Raw genomic sequence first — 11744 nt, forward strand, 5'->3', positions numbered from 1 at the left:
GATGCCTGTCGAGTCGGTCTTCCCGCGCCTGGAAGCGCTTCTCCCGCACGTCCAGAAGCCGATCCAGTACGTCGGTGGAGAGCTCAACTCCACCGTCAAGGACTGGGACGCCTGTGATGTGCGATGGGCGCTGATGTACCCCGACGCCTACGAGGTCGGCCTGCCCAACCAGGGCGTCATGATCCTTTACGAGGTGCTCAACGAGCGCGAGGGCGTGCTCGCCGAGCGCACGTACAGCGTGTGGCCGGACCTCGAGGAACTCATGCGGGAGCACCGGGTGCCGCAGTTCACTGTGGACTCCCACCGCCCCGTCAGCGCCTTCGACGTGTTCGGTGTCTCCTTCTCCACCGAGCTGGGCTACACCAACCTGCTGACCGCGCTGGATCTGGCCGGTATCCCGATCGAGGCGAAGGACCGGACCGTCGAACATCCGCTGGTGCTCGCCGGCGGTCACGCGGCGTTCAACCCGGAGCCCATCGCCGACTTCATCGACTGCGCGGTGGTCGGCGACGGCGAGCAGGCGGTCCTCGAGATCACCGAGATCATTCGCGCCTGGAAGGCCGAGGGCAGCCCCGGCGGCCGGGACGAGGTACTGCTGCGGCTGGCCCGCACGGGCACCGTCTACGTCCCGAAGTTCTATGACGTGGAGTACCTCGCCGACGGCCGGATCAGCCGCGTCGTCCCGAACGCCTCGGGCGTGCCGTGGCGGGTGTCCAAGCACACCGTGATGGACCTCGACGAGTGGCCCTACCCGAAGCAGCCCCTGGTCCCGCTCGCGGAGACCGTGCACGAGCGGATGTCCGTGGAGATCTTCCGCGGCTGTACCCGTGGCTGCCGTTTCTGCCAGGCCGGCATGATCACGCGCCCGGTCCGCGAGCGCAGCATCACCGGCATCGGCGAGATGGTCGACAAGGGCCTGAAGAACACCGGCTTCGAGGAGGTCGGCCTGCTGTCCCTGTCCTCGGCCGACCATACCGAGATCGGTGACATCGCCAAGGGACTCGCGGACCGCTACGAAGAGGACAAGATCGGCCTGTCGCTGCCGTCCACCCGGGTCGACGCGTTCAACATCGACCTGGCCAACGAGCTGACCCGCAACGGCCGCCGCTCGGGCCTGACCTTCGCACCCGAGGGCGGATCCGAGCGCATCCGCAAGGTCATCAACAAAATGGTCTCGGAGGAGGACCTGATCCGGACCGTCGCCACCGCCTACGGCAACGGCTGGCGCCAGGTGAAGCTGTACTTCATGTGCGGCCTGCCGACCGAGACCGACGACGACGTCCTGCAGATCGGCGACATGGCGGTCAACGTCATCGCCAAGGGCCGTGAGGTCTCCGGGCGGAACGACATCCGCTGCACCGTGTCCATCGGCGGGTTCGTGCCCAAGCCGCACACCCCGTTCCAGTGGGCGCCGCAGTTGTCCGCGGAGGAGACCGACGCGCGGCTCGGCAAGCTCCGCGACAAGATCCGCGGGGACAAGAAGTACGGCCGTTCCATCGGTTTCCGGTACCACGACGGCAAGCCGGGCATCGTCGAGGGCCTGCTCTCGCGCGGCGACCGCCGGGTCGGCAGCGTCATCCGCGCCGTCTACGAGGACGGCGGCCGCTTCGACGGCTGGCGCGAGCACTTCAGCTACGACCGCTGGATGGAGTGCGCCGGCAGCACGCTGCCCGAGCAGGGCGTCGACGTCGACTGGTACACCACCCGCGAGCGCACCTACGAGGAAGTCCTGCCCTGGGACCACCTGGACTCCGGGCTGGACAAGGACTGGCTCTGGGAGGACTGGCAGGACTCCCTCGACGAGACCGAGGTCGAGGACTGCCGCTGGACGCCGTGCTTCGACTGCGGTGTCTGTCCGCAGATGGACACCGAGATCCAGATCGGCCCCACCGGCAAGAAGCTGCTCCCGCTCACGGTCGTCAACGAGTAGGACCGGCTCGGAGCCGCCGGGACCAGGGGGCGGGCCTGCTGGGGCGAGGGTTCCGGGGCAGGTCCGCGGCTTGTGCCCGGGTCCCGGGAACCAGCGGTGGCCGGCACACGTAATCTGGATGGCAGTACGACGGAACTCACGAAGGACTGAACGACACTGGGCAAGCGACAGCCCGAGGGCCCGCCGCCAGCACCCGCGGTGCAGCGCATTCGCCTGCGCTACACCAAGCGCGGCCGCCTCCGGTTCACCAGCCACCGCGATTTCCAGCGCGCCTTCGAGCGGGCCCTGCGACGGGCCGAGGTGCCGATGGCGTACTCGGCGGGCTTCACCCCGCACCCGAAGGTGTCGTACGCCAATGCCGCACCCACCGGCACGGGCAGCGAGGCCGAGTACCTCGAGATCGCCCTCACCGAGCAGCGGGACCCGGAGAAGCTGCGCCTGCTCCTCGACGAGTCGATGCCGACCGGGCTCGACATCGTGGACGCCGTGGAGGCACGGACGTCCGGTCTCGCCGAGCGGCTGGAGGCCTCGGTCTGGCAGATCAGGCTGCCCGGTGCGGACCGGACGGAGGCCGCCGGTGCCGTGCAGACGTTCCTCGCGGCCGGAACGGTCGAGGTCGAGCGGCGGACGAAGAGCGGGATGCGGACCTTCGATTCCCGCGCCGCCGTGAAGCGCCTCGAGGTCGTCGACGACGCGGGTGATGGGCCGGTGGACGACGCCTGTGCGATACTGCGGCTGGTTGTTCGGCATTCCACACCTGCCGTGCGACCCGACGACGTCCTGTCCGGTCTCCGCGCCACGGCCGACCTGGCGCCGCCGGTCCCCGCTGCGGTGACCAGGCTGGCGCAGGGGCCGCTCGATGAGGAGACCGGCACGGTGACCGACCCGCTCGCGTCCGACCGCGAGGCAGCCACGGCCGTCCGATTCGCGGCCGCCGGGCCGGCCTCCCCTCCGGCAGTTCAGGAGGGCCCCTCGGCGGAGGCGCCGGATGGTTCGGCCTGAGGACCGCCGTCGTCGCGTCGCCGAGGAACCAGGGAGCCACCCGGGTCCGGCAGACGCACTGACCAGGAGACTTTCGCCGGTCCCGCCCTGACGGACCCGGCGAGTGAGACAACAGCTCCCGTGCGGCGCCCACGCCCCCGGAGAGCGGGACGCGAACATCAGCGGCCCGCTCCCGGAACAGGGCGCGGCGCCCGGGAGCGTAGACGGGAGAACCGCCCGCATGCTCGAAGCAACCGACCCCAACGAGCCGTCGGCCGGCGCAGACCGCGCCCAGAACCACGGCAACGGCTCGGACAGCAGCCCCAGCGACACCCTGCCGCCGCGCCGCCGCCGTGCCGCGTCCAGGCCCGCAGGCCCTCCGGCCGGCGCGCCGGCCGAGGCCGCGCCGGCCATACCGCCGGTGCAGGCTCCGGCAGCTCCCGCTTCGGTGGAGGCGCAGGCCGCGGTGCCGTCGCCGGTGGAGGAGTCCGCCGAGGAGGCCGCGCCGCCGGCCCGTACCCGTCGCCGTGCGACCCGCAAGGTGACGGCCCCTGTCGCTTCCCCGGCTCCGGCCGAGGAGAGCGCCGCTGCCGTCGTCGAGCCGGCCGCGCCCGCCGCCCCGGCTTCGGTGGAGGCGCAGGCCGCGGTGCCGTCGCCGGTGGAGGAGTCCGCCGAGGAGGCCGCGCCGCCGGTCCGGTCGCGGCGTCGTGCCGCGCGCAAGGTTTCGGCCCCCGCCGGTTCGCCGGCGGCTGCCGAGGAGAGCGCACCGGCCGCCACCGGCGAACCGGCGACCGGCCCCGCATCCCCGGCGTCCGAGGACATCGGGGAAGCAGCAGTGACCGAGGCATCCGGGACGGAGGCCGCCGAGGCCGCCGGGACCGGGGCTGCCCCGGCGCCGGATGCCGAGGAGGTTGCGCCGCCGGCGCGTACCCGGCGTCGTGGCACGCGCAAGTCCGCCGCCCCGGCAGCGGCCTCCGCGGAGGCCGCACAGGACACCACCGAGGAGCAGCCGGACCGCGCCGCCGCAGTCACCGTGGCCGACGCCATCGACGCACCGCCGGCCCGTACCCGCCGACGTGCCTCCCGCAAGTCCGCCGCCCCCGCCGAGGACACGGCCGAGAGCCAGGGCGGCACGCCGGACCGGGCCGCTGCGCAGGAGCCCGCCGAGCCGGCCCGTACCCGCCGCCGTGCGGTCCGGCCGCCGAGCGCGGTCTTCCAGGCGCCGGTGTTCACCGAGCCGGTGTTCCAGACCCCCGAGACGGCAGCCGCCGCTGCCGCCGCTGAGGCCGAGGCCCGGGCCGGCGCGGACGAGGACGAGGCGGACACCGCCCCGCGCCGCCGCCGTCGGCGCCGGGAGCCGGCCGAGGAGTTCGCCGAGACCTCGGAGAACGGCGAGTCCGCCGAGACCGAAGACCGGGCCGACCAGGCCGAGGGCGACGACGAGTCGGGGGACCGCCCGGCCCGTCGCCGTCGGCGTGGCGGGCGCCGCCGTCGTCGCGGCGACTCCGCCGAAGGCGGGCCGGACCGTCCCGAGGAGGACGGCGGCAGGGCCTCCGGCTCGGCGGAGAACCCGGAGGGTCCCGCGGAGGACGAGCAGGAGGGCGCCGACGAGGACGAGGGCACGTCCGAGGAAAGCGGATCCTCCTCCAGCAGCAGCAGCAGCAGCAGCAGCAGCCGGCGCCGTCGTCGCCGCCGCCGTCGCAGCGGCGACGCCGGCGAGACCGCCGAGGCCGGCTCGGACGACCCGGAGCGCACGGTCGTCAAGGTTCGTGAGCCCCGCAAGAAGGAGGAGCCGGGCACCGGCGCCGACGAGGTGCAGTCCATCAAGGGCTCCACCCGTCTCGAGGCGAAGAAGCAGCGCCGCCGCGAAGGGCGCGAGCAGGGCCGCCGCCGGGTGCCGATCATCACCGAGGCCGAGTTCCTCGCCCGCCGCGAGGCCGTCGAGCGGGTCATGGTCGTCCGCGAGAACGGCGACCGCACGCAGATCGGCGTGCTCGAGGACGACGTCCTCGTCGAGCACTTCGTGAACAAGGAGCAGGCCACCAGCTACGTCGGCAACGTCTACCTGGGCAAGGTCCAGAACGTGCTGCCGTCGATGGAGGCCGCGTTCGTCGACATCGGCAAGGGCCGCAACGCCGTGCTCTACGCGGGCGAGGTCAACTTCGAGGCGCTCGGCATGGCCCACGGGCCGCGCCGGATCGAGACCGCGCTGAAGTCCGGCCAGTCCGTTCTGGTCCAGGTCACCAAGGACCCGATCGGGCACAAGGGCGCCCGGCTCACCAGCCAGGTCTCGCTGCCCGGCCGCTACCTGGTCTACGTGCCCGAGGGCTCGATGACCGGCATCAGCCGCAAGCTGCCCGACACGGAGCGGGCCCGGCTGAAGACGATCCTCAAGAAGGTCGTCCCCGAGGATGCCGGTGTCATCGTGCGCACCGCGGCCGAGGGTGCGAGCGAGGAGGAACTGCGTCGCGACGTCGAGCGGCTGCAGGCGCAGTGGGAGGACATTCAGAAGAAGGCGAAGAGCGGAAACGCGCCGACGCTGCTCTACGGCGAGCCGGACATGACCGTCCGGGTGGTCCGGGACATCTTCAACGAGGACTTCACCAAGGTCATCGTCAGCGGTGACGAGGCGTGGAAGACCGTCCACGACTACGTCCAGCACGTCGCCCCGGACCTCACCGACCGGCTGCAGAAGTGGAATTCGGACGTCGACGTCTTCGCGACGTATCGCATCGACGAGCAGCTCATGAAGGCGCTCGACCGCAAGGTGTGGCTGCCGAGCGGGGGCTCGCTGGTCATCGACCGGACCGAAGCGATGATCGTGGTCGACGTCAACACCGGCAAGTTCACCGGTCAGGGCGGCAACCTCGAGGAGACGGTCACCAGGAACAACCTGGAGGCGGCCGAGGAGATCGTGCGTCAGCTGCGGCTGCGCGACCTCGGCGGCATCATCGTGATCGACTTCATCGACATGGTGCTGGAGTCCAACCGCGACCTGGTGCTGCGGCGTCTGCTGGAGTGCCTGGGCCGTGACCGGACGAAGCACCAGGTCGCCGAGGTCACCTCGCTGGGTCTGGTCCAGATGACGCGCAAGCGCGTCGGCCAGGGCCTGCTGGAGTCCTTCTCCGAGAGCTGCGCGCACTGCAACGGCCGCGGGGTCATCGTCCACGTGGAACAGCCCACCGTGCCGGGCAACGGGGGCGGCGGCAAGCGCAAGAAGAAGGGCAAGTCCGGCGGCGGCCAGCCGCAGGAGCCCGTCCACGAGCCCACCCAGGAGACCGCCGAGCCCGGGCCGGAGAAGGAGACCGAGGCCGAGGTGGCCGCCGAGGCGGCCGAGCCCCGGAAGCTTCCCGAGCCCGAGTTCACACCGGACGAGGAACTGTTCAGCAGCGCGGAGGAGGCCGAGGCCGCGGCGTCGCGCGGGCGTTCCCGCCGACGGGCCACCCGCAAGGTGTCGGCGCCCGCCGGTTCGCCGAAGGTGTCGGAGGAGGCGGCCGTGGTCGTCGCCCCCGCCAAGCGCGAACCGGCGGCCGGGTCCGAGCCGGTGACCGAGCCGGCCGCTGCCGCGGAGCCGGCCCCGCCGGTCCGGGCGCGGCGCCGGGCGACCCGCAAGGTCTCCTCGCCGGCCGGTCCGCCGCAGCAACCTGCCCAGGAGGCCGCCGAGGCCGCGGCCTCGGCCGAGATCGTCGTACCGGCAGCCGGGCTTCCGGATGCCGAGGAGGCTGCGCAGACGTCCGCCGACGAGGAACCTGCGGCCGAGGCGGGGGAGCCCGAGGAGTCCGCCCCGGCCCGGAAGACGGCCCGCAAGACCGCCAGGAAGTCCCCGGCCAAGAAGACGGCCGCGAAGAAGACCACCGCCAAGAAGACGGCCGCGAAGAAGACCACGGCCAAGAAGGCGGCGCAGAAGGAGACGGTGGCGGCGGACCGGTCCGCGGCGTCCGCCCCCGCGCCCGCCGACGAGGCATAGGCCGCGTGTCCCTCCCCGCACCCGCTCGAACGAGCGGGTGCGGGGAGGGACACCCGGTTTGACCGGCGCGACCGGGGTTCCGTAACCTGGAGCGTCGGCGTCTGTACGCCAACCCCTTGAGCAAATACCTCCCGGTCCGCCGGGAGAGGCCGCTCGTCCGCACGGATCTCACGGACACCCGTCCGTGTGAGCGGCTGGCATCACGGGTCCCGTTAACGAGCAGAGAGTGAGTTCCGCGTGTACGCAATCGTGCGCAGCGGTGGTCGCCAGCACAAGGTTGCTGTCGGCGACATCGTCGAGGTTGACAAGATTTCCACCGGCAAGGTGGGCGACGCGGTCGAGCTGTCGACCCTGCTCGTCGTGGACGGTGACACCGTGACGAGCGACCCGTGGGTGCTCGCGGGCGTCAAGGTCGAGGCCGAGATCGTGGACCACCACAAGGGTGCCAAGATCGACATCCTTCGGTACAAGAACAAGACCGGCTACCGTCGGCGCCAGGGCCACCGCCAGCAGTACACGGCGCTCAAGATCACCGGCATTCCCACCCCGGCTGCGAAGTAAGGACTGAGGAGAGATGGCACACAAGAAGGGCGCATCGTCCACTCGGAACGGTCGCGACTCCAATGCCCAGCGGCTCGGCGTGAAGCGCTTCGGCGGTCAGGTCGTGAACGCCGGTGAGATCCTGGTCCGTCAGCGCGGCACCCACTTCCACCCGGGCACGGGCGTCGGCCGTGGCGGCGACGACACGCTGTTCGCCCTCGCCGCCGGTGCGGTCGAGTTCGGCAGCAGCCGTGGCCGCAAGGTCGTGAACATCGTCCCGGTCGCCTGACGGCTTCCGCGCGATACAGCACCTTTCCCGAGGGCGGACCGCCCTTTCCCGTCGCAGCGAGCGGCGGGGAAGCCGGTCCGCCCTCGGCGCGTTCAACCCTCATCAGCAGTACATCCACGTCAGCACAGCAGGAGGCCCGCATGACCACCTTCGTGGACCGCGTCGAGCTGCATGTCGCCGCGGGTAACGGAGGCCATGGCTGCGCCTCCGTGCACCGTGAGAAGTTCAAGCCGCTCGGCGGCCCGGACGGCGGCAACGGCGGCCGGGGCGGCGACGTGATCCTGGTCGTCGACCAGTCCGTCACGACGCTGCTCGACTATCACCACTCGCCGCACCGCAAGGCGACCAACGGCAAGCCCGGCGAGGGCGGCAACCGTTCCGGCAAGGACGGTGCGGACCTCGTACTTCCCGTCCCGGACGGCACGGTCGTCCTGGACCGGCACGGCCAGGTGCTCGCCGACCTGGTGGGCGAGGGCACGCGTTATGTCGCCGCGCAGGGCGGCCGGGGCGGTCTCGGCAACGCGGCACTGGCCTCGGCCCGTCGCAAGGCGCCCGGTTTCGCGCTGCTCGGTGAGCCCGGCCGGGCCGGTGATGTGGTCCTGGAGTTGAAGACCGTCGCCGACGTGGCGCTCGTGGGCTACCCGAGCGCAGGCAAGTCGTCGCTCATCGCGGTGCTGTCCGCGGCCAAACCGAAGATCGCGGACTACCCGTTCACGACGCTGGTCCCGAACCTTGGTGTGGTCACGGCCGGTTCGACCGTCTACACCATCGCCGACGTACCGGGCCTGATCCCGGGCGCGAGCAAGGGCAAGGGCCTGGGGCTGGAGTTCCTCCGGCACGTCGAGCGCTGCTCGGTGCTCGTGCACGTGCTGGACACGGCGACGCTGGAGTCCGAGCGGGATCCGCTCTCCGACCTGGACGTCATCGAGGCCGAACTCGCCGAGTACGGCGGCTTGGACGACCGGCCGAGGATCGTGGTGCTCAACAAGATCGACATCCCGGACGGACAGGACCTCGCCGACATCATCCGCCCCGAGCTCGAAGCCCGCGGATACCGCATCTTCGAGGTGTCGGCGGTCTCGCGGCAGGGGCTCAAGGAGCTGTCCTTCGCGCTGGCCGGTGTCGTTGCCGAGGCACGGGCTGCCAAGCCGAAGGAGGAGGCGACGCGCATCGTCATCCGTCCCCAGGCCGTCGACGACGCGGGTTTCACGGTGACCGCCGAGGGAGAGGCGCTGTTCCGGGTGCGCGGCGAGAAGCCCGAACGCTGGGTCAGGCAGACCGACTTCAACAACGACGAGGCCGTGGGCTACCTCGCCGACCGCCTGAACCGGCTGGGCGTCGAGGAGGAGCTCATGAAGGCCGGGGCGCGCCCCGGGGACGGAGTGGCCATCGGTCCGGACGAGGACGCCGTTGTCTTCGACTGGGAGCCGTCGCTCGCCGCGGGCGCAGAGATGCTCGGCCGGCGTGGCGAGGACCATCGCCTCGATGCGCCGCGTCCGGCGGCCCAGCGCCGCCGCGAGCGGGAGGCCGAGCGGGACGACGCCGAGGCCGCCTATGACGACTTCGACCCCTTTGCGTGAGCGGATGAACGGCGGGCCGGCTCCGGTTCCACCGCGCTGAACGGCTCGGGCCCCGAAGGCAGTTGACTGCCTTCGGGGCCCGAGCCGTTCACGGTGCCGGTGCTAGGCGTTGACCGCGTCCTCCTCGGTGGAGGCGGTCGGGTCCGTGGCGGAGGTGTGGGGATCGAGCTCCAGCTCCTCGGCGGCGTCCTCGACCTCGCGCTGCCCGGGAACCTCGGAGGACTGGCGTGCCTCCATCCGGGCGCGCCGGGCGTCGGCCTCCGCGCACAGGGCCCGCGTCGCCGCGTCGAAGCGCACCAGCGACGGCGGGTCGGACGGGCCGAGCAGGTGCTCCTTGAGCTCCTTGCGAGCCCCGGCGTGGTCGTCCTTGCCGGGGTTGCGCACCAGATCGAGGAGCCCCGGGACACCGGTCGCCTTGGGGTCGAGGATGGTCGCGGCGCGGACGGTGGGGAAGTTCGCCCGGAAGTCGTCCTCGGACAGGCCGCTGGTGTTGGCGACCGCGTAAGGCTTCTCGCTGGTCAGATAATCCGAGACCACGCTGGACACGTCGCTGATCAGCAGGTCCGCCTGGTTGAAGCAGGTGTAGATGCCGGGCCGGGCGGATGTGATGATCAGGTGTTCCCACTCCGGGTACGAGGCCCAGTAGGCCTCCTCCCATGCGGCCGTGGCGGCGGCCACCATCCCGGCCCGGTCCTCCTCGGGGGCGCTCTGGAGCATCATCCGCTCGGCCTCGTCGGCGCTGGTGCGGAACGTCGTGCTGGTGAGCCGGTCCAGGTCGGCGGCGCGGCGGTGGCGCTCGGCCACGGCGGACACGTCCGGGCGTTCGCCGCTGCGCCGGGCGTTGGCGGCGACGATCATCTCCTGGATGCGCTGGTTGGCGCGGCCCGCGCGGGGATCGACCGAACCGGTCATCGGGTGAGGCTTGTAGAGCAGGCGGACCTTCGGGTCGGCCAGCAGTTCGCGGACGATGTTCTCGCCCGCCAGGATCACCGAGGTGTTGCCCGGGTCGTTCGTCCAGCCCTCCCAGGTGGGGGCGTAGAGAACGGTGGTGATGCCGTCCGCGGCCGGCGGCCCGGCGTAGGGCCGGATGGGCGCCAGCTGCGGGCGGCCGACCTCGACGACGTCGCGGTCGTCGACGCCGATGTCGGCGAGCTGGTAGCGCTCGCGGGCGGCCGGGCCCGCGACCCACACCTCGTCGTACGCCTTGGCGTACGGGTTGCAGCTGGAGAGCTTGTCGCTCTCGCCGTGGTTGATGAAGGCGTGCTTGATCGAAGGAATGCGCAGCACCTGGGAGGTCTTGCCGGAGTTCGCCGGGTGCAGCATCGCCTTGAGCGTGGAGTGCTCGAGGTTCATCAGGTGGGCGACCTTCGGGATGCACAGGATCGGGACGTCCGTCGCCTCGATTTTCTGCACCATGAACCGCTCACGGAGCACGATGACGGGCCGGTCCAGCTCGGCGAGCGTGGAGAGCCACATGTTGGCCTGGTACGCGGACGTGGTGCCGCCGGAGAAGTACATGCCGACCGTCGGCCGGTAGGACGCCAGCCACTCGTTGAGCCACTGGATGGCTGCCTGCTCGTTCGCCGTCCGCTTGCCCGGGAGCAGCCAGGTGCCGAGGTGGATCATGCCGCCGAGCAGCAGGGCCAGCGAGATGCCCAGGCCGACGCCGCCCCAGACGGCCTCGGTGGTGACGGAGCTGATCAGCAGGCCCGTGGTGGAGGGGACCGCGAAGGTCAGCAACCGGTGGCCGGCACGGCGGGCCAGCATGCGCGGGGGAGCGGGGGAGAGCTCCAGGCCGCTGGTGTCGATGTTGCGCGTGACGATGGGCAGCGTGCGGCTGCGGCGCACCAGGACCGCCATGGCCTGACAGGCGAAGTGCAGGGCGTAGAACGCGAGGAGGGCGATGGTGAGCGGTGACTGCTCGTGCAGCGGATTGACACCCGGGATGCGGAGCAGCCCGACGAGGATCAGCATGTCCCGCAGAAGCTGCCGGACGGTGACGTCGAAGCGGACCTTGCCCAGCAGCGCGAGCAGGCCGGGCTGGCGGTGCTGGAGATGGAGGTCGAGCGCGAGGCCCGCCGCCGAAGCGGTGACGAAGAGTGGCACGTTGGGCAGCAACGCGCCCGCGAGTTGGGCCGTGAAGGCCGCGAACATCGCGAGCAGCGCACAGAGCTGCACGATGCGGCGGGGGGCGAGTCCGGCTGAGGGCACGGGCTGGGCTCCTGGCGGGAGACGTACGGACGGGGGACGGACCGGGGCCCGGGCGCGATGCCTCGCAGGTGGACGGCGGGGCGCGGGTCGCGGGACGCGTCGGAGCAGCCGGATCGGGCGGCGCCGACGCCAGGTCGACCACTGACCGTATGATGCGCGCCGCCCCCGTGACAATCTGCGGTGACAGCAATCACCTGCAATGCGGTCAAAGGCGGTAGGGCGGGTTGCGCCGTGTGCAGCAGCCGG

Annotated in this window: 7 protein-coding genes; 6 read left to right on the top strand and 1 reads right to left on the bottom strand. The window is 71.6% G+C overall.

Translation table 11 applies throughout. The features are described from left to right. The first annotated feature begins 1 nt into the window (after position 1). The 6 genes from M1E25_RS01420 to obgE all read left to right on the top strand — a co-directional run bounded on the left by M1E25_RS01420 (position 2) and on the right by obgE (position 9287). Positions 2-1930 carry a TIGR03960 family B12-binding radical SAM protein gene (locus M1E25_RS01420; protein ID WP_251408270.1) on the top strand — a complete coding sequence of 643 codons (1929 nt, stop codon included), beginning with the start codon at positions 2-4 and terminating at the stop codon, positions 1928-1930. A gap of 198 nt (positions 1931-2128) precedes the next feature. Beyond that, a complete protein-coding gene (locus M1E25_RS01425; RefSeq protein WP_251408084.1) occupies positions 2129-2932 on the top strand; it encodes a TIGR03936 family radical SAM-associated protein in 804 nt (267 codons plus the stop codon). Positions 2933-3152: 220 nt separating this feature from the next. Continuing rightward, entirely contained in the window at positions 3153-6878 is a 3726-nt protein-coding gene (locus M1E25_RS01430) for an Rne/Rng family ribonuclease (RefSeq protein ID WP_251408087.1), read from the top strand. A 237-nt stretch (positions 6879-7115) separates the two neighbouring features. After that, positions 7116-7439 carry a 50S ribosomal protein L21 gene (rplU, locus tag M1E25_RS01435; protein ID WP_251408090.1) on the top strand — a complete coding sequence of 108 codons (324 nt, stop codon included), beginning with the start codon at positions 7116-7118 and terminating at the stop codon, positions 7437-7439. A gap of 13 nt (positions 7440-7452) precedes the next feature. Continuing rightward, positions 7453-7707 (top strand): 50S ribosomal protein L27, encoded by a 255-nt coding sequence (gene rpmA, locus M1E25_RS01440; RefSeq protein WP_251408093.1) that lies wholly within the window; start codon positions 7453-7455, stop codon positions 7705-7707. Positions 7708-7847: 140 nt separating this feature from the next. Beyond that, entirely contained in the window at positions 7848-9287 is a 1440-nt protein-coding gene (gene obgE / locus M1E25_RS01445; RefSeq protein WP_251408096.1) for a GTPase ObgE, read from the top strand. Positions 9288-9389: 102 nt separating this feature from the next. Here the strand turns inward: obgE and M1E25_RS01450 are convergent, their stop codons facing one another. Beyond that, complete coding sequence (locus M1E25_RS01450) at positions 9390-11498, bottom strand: CDP-glycerol glycerophosphotransferase family protein (protein WP_251408099.1); 2109 nt, start codon at positions 11496-11498, stop codon at positions 9390-9392. Positions 11499-11744 lie beyond the last annotated feature (246 nt).

The organism is Streptomyces meridianus (assembly GCF_023703325.1).
Lineage (GTDB): Bacteria > Actinomycetota > Actinomycetes > Streptomycetales > Streptomycetaceae > Streptomyces > Streptomyces meridianus.